Origin of the sequence: Mesorhizobium sp. M1088, from assembly GCF_040318575.1 — a bacterium.
Classification (GTDB): Bacteria; Pseudomonadota; Alphaproteobacteria; order Rhizobiales; family Rhizobiaceae; genus Mesorhizobium.
Window position 1 is genome coordinate 1 of the sequence record NZ_JAMYMO010000027.1, and the last position, 17,301, is coordinate 17,301.

The 17,301-nt window shown below is 63.3% G+C and carries 25 protein-coding genes and 1 pseudogene; 11 read left to right on the forward strand and 15 right to left on the reverse strand.

The features are described from left to right. A partial coding sequence (gene groL / locus NKH49_RS24145; protein ID WP_352928243.1) for a chaperonin GroEL occupies nt 1-1,444 on the forward strand: 1,444 nt, incomplete at its 5' end. A gap of 246 nt (nt 1,445-1,690) precedes the next feature. Here groL and NKH49_RS24150 read toward each other — a convergent pair. After that, nucleotides 1,691-2,290, reverse strand: coding sequence for a TetR/AcrR family transcriptional regulator (locus tag NKH49_RS24150; RefSeq protein ID WP_352928245.1), 600 nt, complete (start codon nt 2,288-2,290; stop codon nt 1,691-1,693). Between the two features lie 95 nt (nt 2,291-2,385). Here NKH49_RS24150 and NKH49_RS24155 point away from each other — a divergent pair, with 95 nt between their 5' ends. From NKH49_RS24155 to NKH49_RS24165, 3 genes are read left to right on the forward strand one after another with little or no spacing between them, the layout of a single operon-like run. Beyond that, nucleotides 2,386-3,396, forward strand: a complete 1,011-nt coding sequence (locus tag NKH49_RS24155; RefSeq protein ID WP_352928247.1) for a zinc-dependent alcohol dehydrogenase family protein — start codon at nt 2,386-2,388, stop codon at nt 3,394-3,396. A gap of 49 nt (nt 3,397-3,445) precedes the next feature. Then, entirely contained in the window at nt 3,446-3,892 is a 447-nt protein-coding gene (locus tag NKH49_RS24160) for an OsmC family protein (protein ID WP_352831811.1), read from the forward strand. Between the two features lie 16 nt (nt 3,893-3,908). Further along, nucleotides 3,909-4,295 carry a nuclear transport factor 2 family protein gene (locus NKH49_RS24165; RefSeq protein ID WP_352472667.1) on the forward strand — a complete coding sequence of 129 codons (387 nt, stop codon included), beginning with the start codon at nt 3,909-3,911 and terminating at the stop codon, nt 4,293-4,295. 26 nt (nt 4,296-4,321) lie between these two features. Here NKH49_RS24165 and NKH49_RS24170 read toward each other — a convergent pair whose 3' ends face one another. Both NKH49_RS24170 and NKH49_RS24175 read right to left on the reverse strand, forming a co-directional pair. Continuing rightward, complete coding sequence (locus NKH49_RS24170) at nt 4,322-4,933, reverse strand: LysE family translocator (RefSeq protein ID WP_352928249.1); 612 nt, start codon at nt 4,931-4,933, stop codon at nt 4,322-4,324. An 86-nt stretch (nt 4,934-5,019) separates the two neighbouring features. Then, nucleotides 5,020-5,439, reverse strand: a complete 420-nt coding sequence (locus tag NKH49_RS24175; RefSeq protein WP_352684920.1) for a nuclear transport factor 2 family protein — start codon at nt 5,437-5,439, stop codon at nt 5,020-5,022. Between the two features lie 219 nt (nt 5,440-5,658). Between NKH49_RS24175 and NKH49_RS24180 the strand changes: the two are divergent. Both NKH49_RS24180 and NKH49_RS24185 read left to right on the forward strand, forming a co-directional pair. Continuing rightward, nucleotides 5,659-6,102: pseudogene (locus NKH49_RS24180) on the forward strand (cupin domain-containing protein); the annotation flags it as partial. A gap of 96 nt (nt 6,103-6,198) precedes the next feature. After that, a complete protein-coding gene (locus tag NKH49_RS24185) occupies nt 6,199-6,531 on the forward strand; it encodes a helix-turn-helix domain-containing protein (RefSeq protein WP_352874705.1) in 333 nt (110 codons plus the stop codon). Between the two features lie 34 nt (nt 6,532-6,565). On the opposite strand, the gene NKH49_RS24190 is transcribed toward NKH49_RS24185, so the two are convergent. From NKH49_RS24190 to NKH49_RS24225, 8 genes are all read right to left on the reverse strand, one after another. Continuing rightward, the gene (locus tag NKH49_RS24190) at nt 6,566-6,907 is read right to left on the reverse strand and encodes a YkgJ family cysteine cluster protein (protein WP_352928321.1); all 342 of its coding nucleotides are present in this window, start codon (nt 6,905-6,907) and stop codon (nt 6,566-6,568) included. Nucleotides 6,908-6,957: 50 nt separating this feature from the next. Continuing rightward, nucleotides 6,958-7,122: a hypothetical protein gene (locus NKH49_RS24195; RefSeq protein ID WP_023722752.1), complete on the reverse strand. Its 165-nt coding sequence runs from the start codon at nt 7,120-7,122 to the stop codon at nt 6,958-6,960. A 1-nt stretch (nt 7,123) separates the two neighbouring features. After that, complete coding sequence (locus NKH49_RS24200) at nt 7,124-7,531, reverse strand: hypothetical protein (RefSeq protein ID WP_352472663.1); 408 nt, start codon at nt 7,529-7,531, stop codon at nt 7,124-7,126. Continuing rightward, nucleotides 7,531-7,758 (reverse strand): hypothetical protein, encoded by a 228-nt coding sequence (locus tag NKH49_RS24205; protein ID WP_023677608.1) that lies wholly within the window; start codon nt 7,756-7,758, stop codon nt 7,531-7,533. The genes NKH49_RS24200 and NKH49_RS24205 overlap by 1 nt, the downstream gene beginning before the upstream one ends. Before the next feature lie 343 nt (nt 7,759-8,101). After that, a complete protein-coding gene (locus NKH49_RS24210) occupies nt 8,102-8,311 on the reverse strand; it encodes a cold-shock protein (RefSeq protein ID WP_010915421.1) in 210 nt (69 codons plus the stop codon). A 97-nt stretch (nt 8,312-8,408) separates the two neighbouring features. Next, complete coding sequence (locus NKH49_RS24215) at nt 8,409-8,744, reverse strand: hypothetical protein (RefSeq protein WP_352928251.1); 336 nt, start codon at nt 8,742-8,744, stop codon at nt 8,409-8,411. Nucleotides 8,745-8,752: 8 nt separating this feature from the next. Next, nucleotides 8,753-9,544: an SDR family oxidoreductase gene (locus NKH49_RS24220; RefSeq protein ID WP_352928253.1), complete on the reverse strand. Its 792-nt coding sequence runs from the start codon at nt 9,542-9,544 to the stop codon at nt 8,753-8,755. 67 nt (nt 9,545-9,611) lie between these two features. Further along, a complete protein-coding gene (locus tag NKH49_RS24225; RefSeq protein ID WP_352928255.1) occupies nt 9,612-10,073 on the reverse strand; it encodes a RidA family protein in 462 nt (153 codons plus the stop codon). A 97-nt stretch (nt 10,074-10,170) separates the two neighbouring features. Here NKH49_RS24225 and NKH49_RS24230 point away from each other — a divergent pair, with 97 nt between their 5' ends. After that, on the forward strand, nt 10,171-11,022 hold the full coding sequence (locus tag NKH49_RS24230) for a LysR family transcriptional regulator (RefSeq protein ID WP_352928257.1): 852 nt from the start codon (nt 10,171-10,173) through the stop codon (nt 11,020-11,022). A gap of 19 nt (nt 11,023-11,041) precedes the next feature. Here the strand turns inward: NKH49_RS24230 and NKH49_RS24235 are convergent, their stop codons facing one another. Continuing rightward, nucleotides 11,042-11,797: an SDR family NAD(P)-dependent oxidoreductase gene (locus NKH49_RS24235; RefSeq protein ID WP_352928259.1), complete on the reverse strand. Its 756-nt coding sequence runs from the start codon at nt 11,795-11,797 to the stop codon at nt 11,042-11,044. Nucleotides 11,798-11,880: 83 nt separating this feature from the next. After that, entirely contained in the window at nt 11,881-12,549 is a 669-nt protein-coding gene (locus tag NKH49_RS24240; protein WP_352743453.1) for a glutathione S-transferase family protein, read from the reverse strand. Between the two features lie 147 nt (nt 12,550-12,696). On the opposite strand from NKH49_RS24240, the gene NKH49_RS24245 reads away from it, so the two are divergent. Beyond that, nucleotides 12,697-12,876: a CsbD family protein gene (locus tag NKH49_RS24245; RefSeq protein WP_352928261.1), complete on the forward strand. Its 180-nt coding sequence runs from the start codon at nt 12,697-12,699 to the stop codon at nt 12,874-12,876. A 63-nt stretch (nt 12,877-12,939) separates the two neighbouring features. Here the strand turns inward: NKH49_RS24245 and NKH49_RS24250 are convergent, their stop codons facing one another. Continuing rightward, on the reverse strand, nt 12,940-14,067 hold the full coding sequence (locus tag NKH49_RS24250) for a metallophosphoesterase (protein ID WP_502907929.1): 1,128 nt from the start codon (nt 14,065-14,067) through the stop codon (nt 12,940-12,942). Nucleotides 14,068-14,189: 122 nt separating this feature from the next. On the opposite strand from NKH49_RS24250, the gene NKH49_RS24255 reads away from it, so the two are divergent. Next, nucleotides 14,190-14,783 (forward strand): hypothetical protein, encoded by a 594-nt coding sequence (locus NKH49_RS24255; protein WP_352452760.1) that lies wholly within the window; start codon nt 14,190-14,192, stop codon nt 14,781-14,783. Between the two features lie 62 nt (nt 14,784-14,845). Here the strand turns inward: NKH49_RS24255 and NKH49_RS24260 are convergent, their stop codons facing one another. Further along, on the reverse strand, nt 14,846-15,439 hold the full coding sequence (locus tag NKH49_RS24260) for a TetR/AcrR family transcriptional regulator (RefSeq protein WP_352928264.1): 594 nt from the start codon (nt 15,437-15,439) through the stop codon (nt 14,846-14,848). 150 nt (nt 15,440-15,589) lie between these two features. Between NKH49_RS24260 and NKH49_RS24265 the strand changes: the two genes are divergently transcribed. Next, nucleotides 15,590-16,372, forward strand: coding sequence for an NIPSNAP family protein (locus tag NKH49_RS24265; protein WP_352928266.1), 783 nt, complete (start codon nt 15,590-15,592; stop codon nt 16,370-16,372). A gap of 114 nt (nt 16,373-16,486) precedes the next feature. Beyond that, nucleotides 16,487-17,245, forward strand: coding sequence for an SDR family NAD(P)-dependent oxidoreductase (locus NKH49_RS24270; RefSeq protein ID WP_352928268.1), 759 nt, complete (start codon nt 16,487-16,489; stop codon nt 17,243-17,245). The last annotated feature ends 56 nt before the right edge of the window (nt 17,246-17,301 follow it).

The following is a 17,301-nucleotide window of genomic DNA, read 5'->3' on the forward strand; positions in this document are numbered from 1 at the left end:
GCAGATGGTCCGCGAAGTTGCTTCGAAGACCAACGACATCGCCGGCGACGGCACCACCACCGCGACCGTTCTGGCACAGTCGATCGTCCAGGAAGGCCACAAGGCGGTTGCCGCCGGCATGAACCCGATGGACCTCAAGCGCGGCATCGACCTCGCCGTCGCCGACGTCGTCGCAACGCTGATCAAGAACGCCAAGAAGATCAAGACCTCGGAAGAGGTTGCCCAGGTCGGCACCATCGCCGGCAATGGCGACGTTTCGGTCGGCTCGATGATCGCGGAAGCGATGCAGAAGGTCGGCAATGAGGGCGTCATCACGGTCGAGGAAGCCAAGACCGCCGAGACCGAGCTCGAAGTCGTCGAAGGCATGCAGTTCGACCGCGGCTATCTCTCGCCCTACTTCGTCACCAACGCCGAAAAGATGGTTGCGGATCTGGAAGACGCCTACATCCTGCTCCACGAGAAGAAGCTCTCCAACCTGCAAGCCATGCTGCCGATCCTCGAGGCTGTCGTGCAGACTTCGAAGCCGCTGGTCATCATCTCCGAGGACGTCGAAGGCGAGGCCCTGGCCACGCTGGTCGTCAACAAGCTGCGTGGCGGCCTGAAGATCGCTGCCGTCAAGGCGCCGGGCTTCGGTGATCGCCGCAAGGCCATGCTGGAAGACATCGCCATCCTCACCGGTGGCCAGGTCATTTCCGAAGACCTCGGCATCAAGCTCGAGAATGTCGGCCTCAACATGCTCGGCCGCGCCAAGAAGGTGTCGATCTCCAAGGAGAACACCACCATCGTCGACGGCGCCGGCAAGAAGGCCGAGATCCAGGGCCGCGTCGCCCAGATCAAGCAGCAGATCGAGGAGACCACCTCGGACTACGACAAGGAGAAGCTGCAGGAACGTCTCGCCAAGCTGGCGGGCGGCGTTGCCGTCATCCGCGTCGGCGGTGCGACCGAAGTGGAAGTCAAGGAAAAGAAGGACCGCGTCGATGACGCCCTCAACGCGACCCGCGCGGCCGTCGAAGAAGGCATCGTTCCCGGCGGCGGCGTCGCACTGCTGCGCGCTTCGCTGAGCATCAAGGCAACCGGCGCCAACTCCGACCAGACCGCGGGCATCAGCATCGTGCGTCGCGCGCTGCAGGCTCCGGCCCGTCAGATCGCGGCCAACGCCGGTGCGGAAGCATCGATCGTTGCCGGCAAGATCCTTGAGAACAAGGGCGCGACCTTCGGTTACAACGCCCAGACCGGCGAATATGGCGACATGATCGCCATGGGTATCGTCGATCCGGTCAAGGTTGTGCGCACAGCCCTGCAGGACGCGGCCTCGGTCGCCGGCCTGCTGGTCACCACCGAAGCCATGATCGCGGAGGCTCCGAAGAAGGAGTCGGCTGGCGGCGGCATGCCTGGCGGCATGGGCGGCGGCGGCATGGGCGGCATGGGCGGCATGGACTTCTAATCCAGCCAATCTCGCAAGCTTACGGAAAGGGCGGCAGCGATGCCGCCCTTTTTCGTTTATGTGGCGGAAATTGAGAGGCCGTCCGATCCCAAGTAAGCAGGCGCGTATCCCGCAGGACGCGTCTGTTCGGCTACCATGCCGTTGCTTCCAGGCGTCGCGGCGGCGCAGAACATGAATCGTCGAGCTGCAGCCTTGGCCCTTTTGGCGGAACGCCGCGCCGCCTTCGATGCGATGAAGGCATAAACGTCAATGCACCGCGGCAGCGGCGCTCTTGGCCGGCAATGCCCCCTCAATCAGCGCCGCGACCTCATCGGCTACCGCCAGCACCGGGGCGCGGTCGTGGGTGGCGCGTGCGATCACCATCAGTCCTTCAAGCGATGATTCGACCAGCAATGCCAGCGCGTGCGCGCGTCGCTCGGGCACCCCTGCCCTGACGAAGGCCGCCCTGAGCAAGCCTATCCATTGCTCGAAGGCGGACCGGCACAATTCGGCCAGTTCCGGCATGTCGATCGGCGAGTCCAAGACCACGGGCGCGATCGGGCAACCGAGCGTGAACTGATTGTCTTCCAGCATGCGCGCGACCGACTGGTAGATGTGGTGGACGGCCACCGCCGGGTCCTTTTCGGCCGCAAGGGCCTCGCCCAGCCTTTTCGAGACGTCCTCGACGCTGTCGCGCGTCACCTCGATGACCAGCTGGTCCTTGCCGCCCGGAAAATGAAAATAGAGCGAGCCTCTCGGCGCGCCTGAGGCGCTCAATATGTCGTTGAGCGAAGTGCCGTGATAGCCGCGCTGCCGAAGCAGGCGCCCCGTGGTCTCGAGTATGCGGGTACGGGTGTCGTTCGCCATGTCAACCTCTGTCAGGAGTGAGCATTATAGGCCTTGCCTCGAATATGACAATCGGTCTACATAATATGTAGATCAGTCTACATATCGAGAGGCAAATGCGCAGTTATCGTCTTGAAGGAACCTGCGGGACCAAGTGCCTGGTGATGCGCGACGAGGCGCAGCCGACGCCGAAGCCGCACGAGATCGTCGTGCGTGTCCGCGCCGCTTCGCTCAACCGCCGCGACACGATGATCCTCAACGGCAGCTATCCACTGGCGCCGCGCCAAGGGGTCGTTCCGCTGAGCGATGGTGCCGGCGAAGTTGTTGCGGTCGGCGAGGCCGTCACCCGCTTTGCGGTCGGCGACCGCGTCACCGGCAGTTATTTTGCGCGCTGGATCGATGGCCGCATCAATGCCGGTCTGATCGACCAGCTTGGCTGCACGCTGGACGGGATGCTGGCCGAATACGCCGTGCTCGACGAGCAATGGGCGGTGCGGCTTCCCGATCATCTCGACTGGCATCAAGCGGCGACACTAACCTGCGCCGGCCTGACCGCCTGGAATGCCGTGACGGCGGCCGAAATGCCGAAGCCCGGCCAATGGGTTCTTGTCATCGGTTCAGGTGGCGTCGCGCTATTTGCGCTGCAATTCGCCAAGCTGCTCGGCTGCCGTGTCGTGGCAGTCAGCTCGCGCAACGAGAAGCTGGACCGGCTGCGGGCGCTGGGCGCCGACCTCGTCGTCTCGACCGCCGACATGCCGGAATGGGGTGCTGCGGTGCGCGAGCAGATCGGCGGCATCGACCTCGTCGTCGAGACCGGCGGCCCGCCGACCTTCGCGCAATCGATGATCGCCTGCGCGCTTTACGGGCGCATCGTGCTTCTCACCATACAGGATGCGAAAGGCGGGACGGTGCAGATCCCCGGCCCGGTCTACCAGCGCAGCCTCGCCACCATCAGCCGCCTGTTCGTCGGCAATCGCACCAACCTCGAAGCCATGCTGCGCGCCATCTCGGTGCATCGCCTCAGGCCTGTCATCGACAAGGTGTTCGCCTTCGACGAGGCCAACGACGCCTATCGCTATTTCCAGCAAGGCGACGTCTTCGGGAAAGTGGTCGTCGACAGCGCCTGACTGGTCCGCCCCAAAATCTGATCGACCCTCAAATCAAAGGAGAGACACAATGACCATTCGTGAAGCAAAGGCCCAATGGCAGGGATCGTTGAAGGAAGGTTCGGGCCGGCTGAAGCTCGGCAGCGGCGTCTTCGAAGGCGCCTACTCGTTCCCGTCGCGTTTCGAGAACGGTCCCGGCACCAACCCCGAGGAATTGATTGGGGCGGCGCATGCCGGCTGCTTCTCGATGGCGCTGAGCACCGTCCTCGGCCGCGAAGGTTACACTCCCGCACGCATCCACACGATCGCCAAAGCGCATCTCGGCGCCACCGCGGCCGGACCGACGCTGACCCGCATCGAGCTGGAGACCGAGGCAAGCGTCGCCGGGTTGGCGGCGGGGGAGTTCGAGCGGCTGGCGCAGACGGCCAAGGAGAGCTGCCTCGTGTCGCGGGCGCTGGCCGGCGTCGCAGTGATCACGCTCAAGGCCCGCCTCATCGAAACCGCTACCGATCACTGAAGGGAAGGAATATCCAATGACACAGGAACTCGTCATCGACATCGCCGCCGCCAAACGCTCCGCCGAAACGGCCGAGATCATGCGGCGCTACAACGACGTCTTCCAGCGCCACGACCCGTCGGCGCTCGACGATCTGGTGGCGGAAGATTGCGTGATCGAAAACACCACGCCGGCCCCGGACGGCGCCCGCCGCATCGGCAAGGGCGCCTGCGTCGAACTGTGGTCGGCGATCGCAACCGGACCCGGCACGCGCTTCGACATTGAAGAAACTTTCGTCGCCGGCGATCGGGCGACGATCCGCTGGCGCTACTGGATGGGCGACGGCAATTCGCTGCGCGGCGTCAACCTGATGCGCGTGGCGGACGGGCAGATTGTCGAGGCCATGGGCTATGTGAAGGGATAGATTTGCGCTGCCCGCGACCTTCCTGTCTACCGGTCCGCCAGCGCCAGTTTGGCGCCGAGCATGACAAAGGCTCCGGCGAAGGTACGGCGCATCCAGGTCAGCACCTTTGGCCGCGACACGACATGGCTGCGGATTGACGCCGCGAAAACGCCGTAGCCGACAAAGACCACGAAGGTGAGCAGCATGAAGATGCTGCTGAGTTCCAGCATCTTCGACAGCGCATGCGGTTCGGTGGTGCTGACGAATTGCGGCAGGAAGGCAAAGAAGAAGATCGACAGTTTTGGGTTGAGGATGTTGATGAGGATGCCCGAAGTGATCACTTTGCCGGCCGAGCGCGGCGCAACATTTTCTTCGACGCTCAGGCCACCCTTCTCCTTCAGCGTGTTCCAGGCCATGTAGAGCAGGTAGGCGACGCCGAGATATTTCAGCGTCTCGAAGGTGACGGCACTGGTGTGCAGCAGCGCCGCGAGGCCGGTGATGGCGGCCGCCATGTGCGGAATGATGCCGAGCGTGCAGCCGAAAGCGGCAATGATGCTGGCGCGCGCACCACGCGAGAGCCCGGCGCTCAGCGTATAGAGAACGCCGGTACCGGGCGAAGCCACGACAATCAGCGACGTCAATAGAAATTCGATGCTCACGGATGGTCTCCCGGTGCTGGCCCTGCCGCCGGCAGCGTAATCAGCGAAACGTGCGGGCACAAGCCAACCTGAGAGCCTATGCGCATTCAGATCATGCTGTTGGCGTGCAGCTTGCTATCGGCAATAGGCTGCCGAACTTCCCAGTGTTCGACCAGCTTGCTGTCCTTCAGCCTGAAAATGTCGACAATGGCCAGGCCCTCCTCCTCCGGTTCGCGTTTTGCGTGCATGTGCACGATGACGAAATCCCCTTCTGCAAAAATCCGCTTCACCTCTCCCCTTACGAGGGGAAATGACTGTTTGAGCTGCTGCAGATAGGCTTTGAAGCCGTCCGCACCATCCGCAATGTTCGGATTGTGTTGGATGTAGCGTTCGCCAAAATGCATCGAAGCAGCTTCGATGTTGCCCTGGTTTACCGCTTTGTCGATGAAGTCCAGGACGATCGTCTTGTTGGTCTCGAGCGAATTATGGATCTTGGCTGGAACTGGATTTGATGGTTCGTCACGCATGTTTTTGCTCCTTCAGGTGCCTGCTTCTGCCCGGTGTGGACGGGAGCGTCCGCAGGCCGATATTGCCAACATGATCAGCCACGCTTGTGAGACGGTCGATACGCTATTCGTCTAGATTCTTATCCAATCGTCTAATATCGTCAATCTGGTTATCGGCCGAGGATGGTTCTCATGGATGCCTTGTCCGAAGTTCTTGCTTCGCTGAGATTTGGCAGCGCCATGATCGGCAGCGCGACCCTGCATCGGCCCTGGGGTATTTCGGTGGATCCGACAAGGAATGCCGCCATCCACGTCATCCAGAACGGCGAATGCTGGCTGCGGTTAGCCGGTGAAAGGGAGCCGATCCGCTTAGGCGAGGGAGATGTCATCCTTGTCGCGAGCGGTATCGGGCATACCCTTTGCAATCCGGCGGATGCACCGACGGCATCGATATCCGCCGTCTTTTCCGCGAATCGGAGCGAAGCGGGACCGAAAAGCGAAAGCGTCGCGACAACTCTTCTTTGTGCGAGATATTCACTCGACGGCGTCGGGCCATACCCGATGGTTTCGCTGCTTCCTCCGCTGATCCGTTTGACCCGAAATCAGATTGGCACCAGCGAGCCGCTGCGGCTTGCCCTGGAACTTCTGCAGGTCGAAGCGAAAGGCGATCTCGGCGGCCACGACATTGTCGCCCCACGCCTTCTCGACAGCACGTTGATCTTCTTGTTGCGTGCCTGGATCGAACATCAGCCACTCGGAACAGGGGGATGGTTTGGCGCCTTGCGCGACAAAGGCATTGCGCAGGCTTTGCGCCTGATCCACGAGCGGCCGGGCAATCCCTGGACCATCGCTTCCCTTGCCAGCGGCGCGGCACAGTCTCGAGCCACCTTCGCGCGTCGCTTCGCTCAACTGGTAGGACAGCCGCCGCTATCCTATGTGACCCGGTGGCGGATGAACCTTGCCGCCAGGGCGCTGCGGGAAACGAACCAGAACATCGGCGAGATCGGGCGCGCCGTCGGATATGAATCGGTGCCGTCGTTCTCGCAGGCATTCAAACGATTGACCGGACGATCGCCCGGCCTCTACCGCAGCGACTTTCGCGCATCTGATTGACGAAATTCAAACTGGGACGCCAGCCCGAGGGCCGTCATTCAAGCGTCGGCAGACCGTGAGCCCGACGCGCGATCAGGCAGTCGTCATCGCCCGGCATGCAGGCGCGGCAGACGTCGGGGCGGATGTCGTAGATGCCGCAGGCCGTTGACTTGCCGACCTCGCCGCACAGTGCCGAACAGCGCGCGCCGTCGCAGCGCATACCGGCTTCGTCGGCAGCCACGTATTTTTGCGGGATAAGGTCGAGCTGCGCGTCATCCTCGGTGGAGAAGCGCGGCCATCTGGACGAGTAGGCGCAGCAGGCGCCACAGGTCTGGCAATCGAAGGCAACCGGACCGGCGCCCTCTCGTGGCGACGTAAACTCCTCTGCGACCGCCAGGGCAAGCAGCCTTGGCGCAGATTTCCGGCCGGCATTTTGCTGCAAGGACGCTATTTCTTCTTGGGCTTGCGCGGCGGTGCTTCCGCCGGCGACCTGAACAGATCGGTGCCCGCCTCGGCGGCTTCGCCGGTTTTTGGCGCGGCCGCCGGCTTGGCCGGCTTCACGGCGGCAGCAGGCGCTGCCGGCTGGCCCTTGGCGGAAAACTTGATTGCCATATCAATCCTCGTCAGAGAAACGCGATGATGGCGCATTCGGATTGCGAAGGCGGCCGATGAGCGCCGAAACGGCCGTGATGTTCATTTCTTCGGGCGACCAGTTCCTGGCTTCCTCGATGTGCCGGGGCGCCAGTTCGCGATGCGTGCTGCCGCTGTAGGCAGCATCCGGATAGGTCACGCGCTCGTGCGTCTTGGCGTTTTCCCGGACATATTCGATCAGATAATTGGGGCATTCGGCGCGGCCGCGCACGCCGAGCCGCACCTGAGCATCGCCGTGGACACGCCGGCAGCGCTCAAGCTTTTCGAGCACGCGCCGGACATATTCGACCGGCTTGTCTAGTTCACCCACGACATCGGCGATGGTCGAATCGGCGGCGATCGCCTTTTGAGGCACGCGTTTGGTGGCCATCAGCGTTTGCCTGCGCGTTTCGGCGAGGCCGCGAGCGCAACCGCCGCCGCCATGTCGTCGGCTTCCTTCTCCAGGCGCAATTCGCGCAGCCGCGCGGTCTTGGCTTCGCGGGCCTGGCTGACGGCATCCCGTTCGGAATTGATGCGGTCGAGCGACATCGACTGGGTCCGCGTCTTGCTGAAAATGGATTCGGCCTGGTCGCGGGGTTTTTTTGAAGTTGCGGTCAAGGTCTTTCTCCCGGGTCGGAGCACGCCGCCGAAAAGTGGCGAGACTGGTCTTTCGGCCAGGATCCCGCACAAAGCAATACGGCAGCCGGTTTCAAATTGCTGGAACGTCCTTAGCACGTCCGGGCCGTCGAGCAGCGCTCTTTCGGCGGTCGAAGCGCAAAAATGAAAAAGGCCAGGCACCGCCTGACCTTCCATAAGAGCGCCTGCGCATCCCGAGAGACGCGCAAAGAAACGTTCTTCTCATGCGCATGAGCGGGACTTAACATCCCCGCGATCGTGCGCTGGAATTTGCCATTCACCGGTGCCAGTACATCCGTGGTCACCGGTGAGGCTGAATTCCGTTTTAGGCCGCCTTCAACTGGTCGGCGGACATCTTGCCCGACTTGTTGTCGCGGACCATCTCGTAGCCAAGCTTCTGGCCCTCGACGATGTCGCGCATTCCGGCGCGCTCGACGGCTGAGATGTGGACGAAAACGTCGGCAGAACCGTCGTCAGGCTGAATAAAACCAAAACCCTTGGTGGCGTTGAACCATTTAACTGTGCCTGTGCTCATAACGAACCCTTTCCATGGCAAATATTCGTTCGCCGTCATGCGGATGCACAACAACGTTTGTCTCGACTTTGATGGGGGAAGTTCGCCAAAGGCGCGCCTAGGCACGCGGATAACAAAAGTCGGTCAAACAAATATCGACAAAATTCTTATAGACTTCTTTGCGCGTTGTGTCAATTTTTTTTGATTTGCCACACTCGCGGAGACGCGCGGCGGCGGCCCGCGCCAGCACATCGGACGGCGAAAGCCGGGCTATTGCCCGCCGAAAAAACCAATCAGCCGGGAACCATTTTGGCGCCGGGGCATTTTTTTCGGTGTCGAAAGCCGTTCTCGAAAGAGCGATCTTGAGAAAAGGCGGACGACAAACAGGACGCCCCCCGCGCAGATAAAAGGCACGAGGGGCGTTCCTGTGATGCGACCATTCGCGCCGCTGCACCCTGCCCCTCACAGCATGGCCCGGCTGAGCCCGCCATCCACCGGCAAAGCCACGCCGGTGATATAGGCGGCGTCGTCGCTGGCCAGGAACGCGGCAACCGCGCCGAATTCGGCGGGGGTCCCGTAGCGCTTTGCCGGGATTTCGGCCTGACTCTCGGCGGCGATCACAGCAGCGTCCACACCCCTGTCGGCGGCGTCCATCGCGTCGAACCGCTTCGTCCGGTCCGTCGCAAAACGGCCAGGCAGCAACAGGTTGACGGTGACGCCGTCCGCCGCCACTTCGCCGGCCAGGGTCTTGGCCCAGCCGGCAAGCGACGCGCGCAACGCATTCGAAGCGGTGAGGCCGGGGATCGGCTCGCGGACGGACGTGGAGGAAACGGCGATGATGCGCCCCCAGCGCCGCGCCCGCATGCCTGGCAGGAAAGAAATGGCGATGCGCATCTGGCTCAGCACCATGCTGGTGAACTGCTTCTCCCAGACACTCGCATCGAAGACGCTGGCCGCGAAGGGCGGCGGGCCGCCGCCATTGAGCAGGACGATGTCGATCCGCTGATGCTCGTCCTCGATGGCACGGATCAGCCGGGAGACGCTGTCGTTGTCGGAAAGATCGGCGCTGAAGGTCGAGCAGACGGGGCTGGCGGACTCGATCGCGCACCGCGCCGCATCCAGGGTCTCCTTCCCGCGTCCGACCAGGATGATCTCGGCGCCTTTCGCCGCGAGCGCTTCGGCAACGCCGAAACCGAGGCCCTTGCCTCCGCCGAGAACAAGCGCCTTCCGCCCCTCAAGATTTGCGCTAATCAAGCCAAGTCTCCTCTGGTTTCACTGCGCAGCCTCGGGATCAGGCCCGAGGCCATGCTTTGGGCGTGCATCAGCGAACATGCACAATGGCGTCGGCTTCGACCGGAACATTGGCCGGCAAGCCGGCCATGCCGAGCGAGCAGCGGGCGTGCTCGCCACGCTCGCCGAAAACATGGAGCAGAAATTCGGATGCTCCGTTGCCGACCTCCGAATAGGCCGCAAAGCCGGCCGCCGCGTTCACATAGACGGTCAGCTTGGCGAATCTCACGACGCGGTCGAGATTGCCGTCCAAGTCCTTGTCCAGCCAATAGACGATGTTGGCCGCGCAGAGCCGGGCGGCGTTCCGCGCCGCGGCCAGATCGATCTCTGCGCCGACCTGGCCGATCGCAGCGATCTCCTGCCCGATCTCGGGGATCTGACCGGAGACATAGACGATGTCTGCGACCCGAACCGTCGGCGAGAACGGCAAAGCGGGCCGATCGAGCGACGGCCAGGCGACACCGAACTCCTCAAATCTTTGTCTGTAGGACAAGGTGGCTGCTCCTGTTTTCGTTGGTGCGAGCGGACCTTGAATTCAGATCGGGCTTTCGGGTAGCCTGATAGTGCTGACACAGCTATCAGGAATTCTTATGACTGGTGATATCGACGTCAGGCTGCTGCGCGCCTTCGTCACCGTGGCCGACACGGGAACGGTGAGCCGGGCCGCCGATCGGCTTGCCCGCACCCAGGCGGCGGTGAGCATGCAGCTTCAGCGCCTCGAGGGTGCAGTCGGCGCCGAGCTGCTGCGCCGTTCGCCGCGCGGCGTGACGCTGACCGAGGCCGGCGAGATCCTGCTCGCCTTCGCCCGCAAGGCCATCGCGATCGGCGACGATGCCAGGCGCGAAATAGAAGGCCGCAGGCTGGTCGGCCGTGTCCGGCTGGGCATCGTCGAGGATTTGGCGGTGACGCGGCTGCCGTTGATCATTGCCGAATTCCGCCGCCGGCACCCTTCCGTGGAGATCGAGCTGACATCAGCCAGCAGCAGCGATCTCAGCAAGTCGCTGGGCGAAGGAAAATGCGACATCGTCATGGCCGATCCGGCGCGCTTCACAAAGGCGCCGCGAGGCCATCTGTCACGACAGTTGGTCTGGGCGGCAAGCCGCATGATCGAGATCGATGACGAGGTCGAGCTTCCGCTGATCATCTTCGAAGGCGCCTGCTCCTGGCAGGACAGAATGCTGGCCTCGCTCGCCGAGGCCGGGATCGGCTGGAAGATCGGCTGCCGCGTGTCGACTTTCGCGACGCTGATCTCGGCGCTGAGGGCCGGGCTTGGCATCGGCCTTCTGCTGCAGGAAGGACTACCGCCCGACTGCCAAAGCCTCAACGGACGCTTCAACCTGCCGCCGGCGCCGATGGCGGATTTCGGCGTCTACCTCGCGAGGGACCCGTCGCGGCTGGTCGAGGAGTGTGGCGATTTCCTGCGGGCGGGATTTGAGGCGTAGCGAAAATATCTGACGCCGTTCACCGTTCCTGGTCGGTCGGGCGGATGACGATCTCGTTGACGTTGACGTGTGCCGGCTGGCCCACGGCGTAGAGAATGGCCGCGGCGATGTCCTCGGCGGTCAGCGCCTCCATGGCGGCGAGCCGCTGGTCGAGCCCGGCCTTCGCCGCCGGGTTGGTGACATGGTCGCCGAGTTCGGTGCGCACAAGGCCAGGCTCGATGACGGTGACGCGAACCTTATCGGCATAGACTTCGCGGCGCAGCGATTCGGAAAAGCCAACGACGCCGAACTTGGTTGCGGCATAGCCGCTGGCGCCGGGATTGGCGACGCGGCCGGCGATCGACGAGACATTGACGATGTGACCCTTGGCGGCCCTGAGATGCGGCAGCGCCGCCTTGGTGACGCCCATCAGCGCCAGCAGGTTGAGCTCGATCATGCGGCGCCAGTCGTCGAGCAACGCCTCGGCGGCCGGCGACAGAAGCATCACCCCGGCATTGTTGACGAGGATGTCGAGGCGGCCCCATTCGGTGACAACCTTGTCGACCATGGCGGTGACATCGTCGTTGCTGGTGACGTCGGCCTCGATGCGGAGCGCCGTGCCGCCGGCCTTTTCGATACGTGCGGCCAGCGCTTCGAGACGATCGGCGCGACGTGCGGCAATCGCCACCTTGGCCCCGGCGGCTGCGAGCGCCGCAGCGGTTGCCTCGCCGATGCCCGAGGAGGCGCCGGTGACGAGTGCGACCTTGCCGGCCAGTGCGGAAGAAACAGAAGTCATTGTGAAGTCTCCAAGGCCCCTGCCCGAGCTTCAGATAGGCCGTGGGCCGCAAAGCGGAAGACCGGCTCCTCGGTTGCTCGGCTCTATTCGTCGGGACCGGGCTCCGGCCAAGGCTCTTTCGCCGCCTCGGCATACCAGTGGCGCATCGCCGGTATTGAAAGCACGGCGTCGACATAGGCGCGGGTGTCGGGCGCCAGCGTGCCGCCATAGGTGTCGAAGCGGGTGACGACCGGCGCGTACATGGCGTCGGCCGCGGTGAAACGGCCAAACAGGAACGGGCCGACTTTGCCGTGTTTTTCGCGGCATTCGCGCCATAGCCCTTCGATGCGCGCCCGTTGCGTCTCACCTTCGGCGTCGAGCGGCTTGTAGCCTTTCGGCCGGCGCAAATTCATCGGCCAGCCATAGCGGACCTCGCGAAAGCCGGAATGCATCTCTGTCGCCGCCGAGCGGGCCAGCGCGCGGGCGCCGATGTCGGCCGGCCAAAGCTCTTTCCCGGGAAACAGCTCGGCGAGATATTCAAGGATGGCAAGGGTTTCCCAGACGATCCGGACCTCGCCATTCGGCAGCCGATGGTTCAGCACCGGCACCTGGCCGGTCGGCGATATCCTGGCCAGATTGGCCGCGGTCTCGGGCGTGCGCAGGCGCACAAAACCCTCCTCGAACGGGATCTCCAGGTGCTTCATCGCCAGCCATGGCCTCAGTGACCACGACGAAAAACACTTGTTGCCGATGAAGAGCGTGAATTCAGCCATTGTTCCTCCGGCCCTGTCTGTTCGGGCGTTCTGGTGCACCCTATCCTGTCGGCTTCGCGGCCGGAAGCTATCCCAATCGACGGGCAGAACCCGGAACCTAAGCGATCCGCGACCGTTTCTCCAGGCGAACGGTTCAGGAGATGCGAGATGGTGAACAAGGATCAGGTTGCCGGCGTTGCCAAGCAAGCCAAGGGCTCGGTCAAGCAGACCGCCGGCAAGGCCACCGGCAACAGGCGCACCGAGACCGAAGGCGACGTCGACAAGGCGACCGGCAAGATGCAGAAGGCTTACGGCGACGTGAAGGACAAGGTGAAGAAGGCGCTTTGAGGGTGGCCCTTCGCAAACGAGGAAAAGGCGGCTCGGCCGCCTTTTTTGGCCCTCTCCTGCCCGTCAGAAAGTCAGGCTTTTGCTGTATGCATTGGTGAAGGTGACCTCGCCATGATCTCCGGCGGCTTCGCCCAGCACCACATCCATGCTGTTTCCCGTCACCCGCGCCAACGCAAAGCCGCCCATGAAGGCGGCCTTCGGCTTGAACAAGTCGACCTCGTCACGGTGGTAGATCATCGGCGTCGCGTGCTGGTGGCCATGGAAGATGCCGACGACGTTGTAACCCTTCAGCACAGCCAGCAGCGCCTGCCTGTCGGCTTCGCTCCACCAGTGCGGCGGACCCTTGCCGCCGTCGTCGAAGGTTTTCTCGGCGGCGTCCCATCTTTCGATCGAAAAAGTATCCCAGCCATAATGCTGGAACAGGATGACCGGGCGGCCGTCGCCGGCATAGGTGGCCAGGTCCTGCTTCAGCCATGGCAGGCTGCTGGTGGCGCCATGGCCGGTATCGCCGGCGAAACGGTGCGTCTGGACAAGATGCAGGCCGCCCCAATCCCATGAATAGCAATCGGTCCCGACATCGTAGTCGGTCGCCGGCGCAGGCGGCTTGAAGAACACGCCGGGGCGGTGGTTGATCTCGACGTAGTCGCGCATTTCGCGGCGGTACCAGTCGACATGCGAGCGCGGGCCGTTCTGGTCGAGGTCGTGGTTGCCGAGGCCGACATAGACCGGCATGTGCACGCGGTCAGGGCCGACGCCTTGCTGGTAGCGCTGGCTGAACTGAAGCAGTTGCGTGCCCTCGCTGGGCTGGGTGATCTGGCCGCCGCCATCATCGGTGATGTCGCCGCCAACGACGAGGCCGAGCGGCGTGCCGATGTTGCCCGTCGAGCGCAGGCCGGTGGCAACGCCATCGATTTCAGCCGGCCATTGCCTGTCGCCGACGCCGTTGAGTGCGGCGACATTGCGCAGCAAGGCAGCGTCTGTCTTGCCCTCCTGCTCGCAATGCGGGCTCAATCCGTTTGCCATGCGGCAGGCATGGACATCGGCGATGAACAGAAAAGTGGCGTCGATCGGCGGGATGCGCTGGCCGGTCTGGCCGAAGGCCGGGTGCGAAACGGCGCCGGCCGCGGCAAGGCCCGCTGCCTGCATCAGGAACCTGCGCCGGGAAACCGGCCGGGCGGGAATGCGATACATCATGCGCTAAAATTCAGCACGACGCGGACCGGCAGTCCAGTTGCTCGCAAAGTATGTCGACACGTTCTCCCAGGTCTGGCATTGCTTTCGGCATTCAACTTGCGCGGGCAAAGGAGGACGCCATGAAAGCTACATCCATCGGCATGACAATGGCGATTCTGGCGGTGACGAGCGCAGCGCATGGCGCCGGGTGCATCGACGCCAAATCGGCCAAGGCCGGCTTCATTCTCGAAAGGCCCGGCATCCACAGCGAATTTCGTCCGGCGGCGGGCGGAATGGTGGCGGTTGCCAACAAATACCAGTCGCAATCGCCGCAGTCGCAGTACCTGTTCGGCGGGCTGATCGAAGTGTTTCGCGACAGCAGCACGGGGCAGCTGGCGATGATCCCGTTTTCCGATCTCAGGAAGGTGTTCCCGCTGAAGGCGGGTGCCAAGAGCAAGATCGTATTTGCCCGTCTCGCACCGAACAAGCCGCCGAAGGGCACCGAGACGCTGGAGATCAACGTCAAGGGCAAGGAGACGTTCAGCCTGGGTGATTGCAAATACTCCGTGCTCGCAGTCAAGCAGACGATCAGGAGCGAGGCCGGCGAGACGCGGGACGAATTCATCGCGCTTTACGCACCCGACCTGCAGGCAGTTGTGGCCAGGCGCTATGACGAGGGCACCAGTGCCGAAAGCGTGGTCGGCTACGAGCTGATCAAGCCGCTGCCGAATTAGGAGAGCTCGGCCTCCCCGCCTCGGTCGCGATATCAGCGACTGCGGCCTCTGTCCTGCCAGCGTTAAAGCGCTCTGTGCAGTATCCTGCGACGTCGCCTCGTGACTCCCTGTTCCAATGCCATCAGGCAATCGCGCAGCACGCTTGCGTCCTGCGCGGTCTTGGCCATCGACATGGCGCCGGAATAGGTGGCGACAGCCAGCGACGCGAAGCGCTGCGGATCGATGCCCTGCTCCCGGCCCGCCTGCTGGTCGGCCCTGACCTTGTCGGCGATCGCCTGACGCCAGGTAGAAAAAATGCTGGCAAGGGCAATGCGGAAATCCGGATCGGCAAGCGACAGTTCATGCGCCAGGTTGTTGAGCGGGCAGCCGCGCACGAATCCCTGCTGCTCCAGCTCCGCCGCGATGGCCGCGAACACGGAGCGCACGCCCTCGCGCGCTGAGGGAGCCATCCGCACCGGCGCGATCCATGTCTCTTCTACGGCGGCGGCGACCCGCTCCTCGATCACTGCGAGCGCCAGCGCCTTCTTGGTTGGGAAATGGTGGTGCAGCGCGCCGCCGGTGACGCCCGCCGTCGCCATCAGGTCGCCCATGCTGGACGCATGATAGCCGCGTGCCTGAAACGCCTCCTCGGCGACATCGAGCACCTTTTTGCGCATGCCTTGGGGGTCGTTGGTGCGTTTTTGAGGCCGCGACCTTGGGCGAGCGGATATCTCTGCTGACATCTTCACACGATAGCAGATTGACAAAACAGGACAACCGGTCTGTTTTGTAAAACAGGATGACTGTCCTGTTTTGGAGATCGCGCAATGAACCCGCCTTTGAACGCCCTACCTAATCCCGATCTGCTCGCCTCGCCCGTCGTCGAACTCAGGCAATACACGCTGAAACCCGGCAGGCGCGAGACGCTGATCGGCATCTTCGACAATCACCTGATCGAGGGCCAGGAAACCGCGGGGATGACCATCATCGGCCAGTTCCGCGATCTCGACCGGCCGGATATGTTCGTCTGGCTGCGCGGCTTCGACGGTATGGAAGCGCGGAAAAACGCTCTGACCGCCTTCTATGACGGGCCGGTCTGGACTGCCTGGCGCGACGCCGCCAACGCCACGATGATCGATTCTGACGACGTGCTGCTGCTGAAGCCGGCCTGGCCAGGCGCCGGCCTAGACCTCTCGGGATCACTACGATTACCCCAGGCGGACCTCGAAAAACCGTGCGCAGGCAGCGATTTGCAGGCAATTGTTGTCATCAGGATTCATCATTTGCAACCGGGCCTGGAAGCCCGTTTCGCCAATGACTTCCAGACCGCGGCCCTTCCGGTGCTCGCCGCATTTGGCGCGTCGCCGCTCGCCGCCTTCGTTACCGAGCATGCCGAAAACAGCTTTCCGCGGTTGCCGGTGCGGGCCAGCGAAAACGTCTTCATCAGCATCACCGGTTTCGCCAGCGCCGATGCACATGCCCGCCACGAGGCAGCCTTGGCTGCCTCCCCGGAGTGGCAAGTGTTCGAGCAGAGCGTGCAGTCACGTATGGCCAAGCCGACTGAGACTTTGCGGCTGTCGCCAACCTCACAATCGCTGCTTGGGCGGTGAGACGAGGCGAAGTTTCATACGCTGGGATAGGCAGGCGACTTGACCCGGAGTGCAGGCAGCGCTGCTCTGGGGTTCATGCCGCCGGCGGAAGACGGCAATGCGCGGGAGTGTTGGATGAGACTAGGCGGCAAACGGGCACTGGTCACCGGCGGCTCGGACGGGATCGGGCTGGCAATCGCCGAGGCTTTCTTGCGCGAAGGCGCGGACGTGCTGATCGTCGGCCGCGACGGCAAAAAACTCGACGCCGCCCGCAAGCAGCTCGGGGATAATGTCGACACGCTGTCGGCCGATTTGTCGGCCATTGCCGGCATCGATGCCGTGGTCGAGCATGCCAGGCGCGGCCCACCTGTCGATATCCTCGTCAACAATGCCGGCGTAGCGTTCCTTGTGCCGTTCGAGACCGTCAGCGAGGACCAGTTCCAGCAGTCATTCGCGCTCAACGTCACGGCGGTATTCTTTCTCACCCAACGGCTGTTGCCGCATCTCGCGCCGGGTGCGGCTTCGGTGATCAACATCTCGTCCTATTTCGCGCACAAGATGATCCCGAAGCGGCCGTGCAGCCTCTATTCGCTGTCGAAGGGCGCGCTCAATTCGCTGACCAAGTCGCTCGCCTTCGAGCTCGGGCCGCGCGGCATAAGGGTCAACGCGATCGCGCCCGGCACGGTCGACACAGCGATGCGGCGCAGGTCGATCGAAAACCTGCCTGAGGCCGCGCAAGCCGAGCTCAAGGCCTATGTCGAGCGCAGCTATCCGCTCGGCCGCATCGGCCGGACCAGCGACCTTGCCGGCATCGCGGTCTATCTCGCCAGCGACGAAGCAGCATGGACCAGCGGCGGAATCTTCGCCGTGGATGGAGGATACACGGCGGGGTAAGGTTGCGAGCTCCCCCCTCGAGGGGGAGATGGCCGGCAGGCCAGGAGGGGTCGTCT

Coding starts and splice junctions, on each gene's coding strand:
- NKH49_RS24150 (WP_352928245.1), bottom strand. CDS start 2,290: ATGGCGAACGACACCCGTACCCGCATACTCGAGACCACGGGGCGCCTG.
- NKH49_RS24155 (WP_352928247.1), top strand. CDS start 2,386: ATGCGCAGTTATCGTCTTGAAGGAACCTGCGGGACCAAGTGCCTGGTG.
- NKH49_RS24160 (WP_352831811.1), top strand. CDS start 3,446: ATGACCATTCGTGAAGCAAAGGCCCAATGGCAGGGATCGTTGAAGGAA.
- NKH49_RS24165 (WP_352472667.1), top strand. CDS start 3,909: ATGACACAGGAACTCGTCATCGACATCGCCGCCGCCAAACGCTCCGCC.
- NKH49_RS24175 (WP_352684920.1), bottom strand. CDS start 5,439: ATGCGTGACGAACCATCAAATCCAGTTCCAGCCAAGATCCATAATTCG.
- NKH49_RS24195 (WP_023722752.1), bottom strand. CDS start 7,122: ATGGCAATCAAGTTTTCCGCCAAGGGCCAGCCGGCAGCGCCTGCTGCC.
- NKH49_RS24200 (WP_352472663.1), bottom strand. CDS start 7,531: ATGGCCACCAAACGCGTGCCTCAAAAGGCGATCGCCGCCGATTCGACC.
- NKH49_RS24210 (WP_010915421.1), bottom strand. CDS start 8,311: ATGAGCACAGGCACAGTTAAATGGTTCAACGCCACCAAGGGTTTTGGT.
- NKH49_RS24230 (WP_352928257.1), top strand. CDS start 10,171: ATGACTGGTGATATCGACGTCAGGCTGCTGCGCGCCTTCGTCACCGTG.
- NKH49_RS24235 (WP_352928259.1), bottom strand. CDS start 11,797: ATGACTTCTGTTTCTTCCGCACTGGCCGGCAAGGTCGCACTCGTCACC.
- NKH49_RS24240 (WP_352743453.1), bottom strand. CDS start 12,549: ATGGCTGAATTCACGCTCTTCATCGGCAACAAGTGTTTTTCGTCGTGG.
- NKH49_RS24245 (WP_352928261.1), top strand. CDS start 12,697: ATGGTGAACAAGGATCAGGTTGCCGGCGTTGCCAAGCAAGCCAAGGGC.
- NKH49_RS24250 (WP_502907929.1), bottom strand. CDS start 14,067: ATGTATCGCATTCCCGCCCGGCCGGTTTCCCGGCGCAGGTTCCTGATG.
- NKH49_RS24255 (WP_352452760.1), top strand. CDS start 14,190: ATGAAAGCTACATCCATCGGCATGACAATGGCGATTCTGGCGGTGACG.
- NKH49_RS24260 (WP_352928264.1), bottom strand. CDS start 15,439: ATGCGCAAAAAGGTGCTCGATGTCGCCGAGGAGGCGTTTCAGGCACGC.
- NKH49_RS24265 (WP_352928266.1), top strand. CDS start 15,590: ATGAACCCGCCTTTGAACGCCCTACCTAATCCCGATCTGCTCGCCTCG.
- NKH49_RS24270 (WP_352928268.1), top strand. CDS start 16,487: ATGAGACTAGGCGGCAAACGGGCACTGGTCACCGGCGGCTCGGACGGG.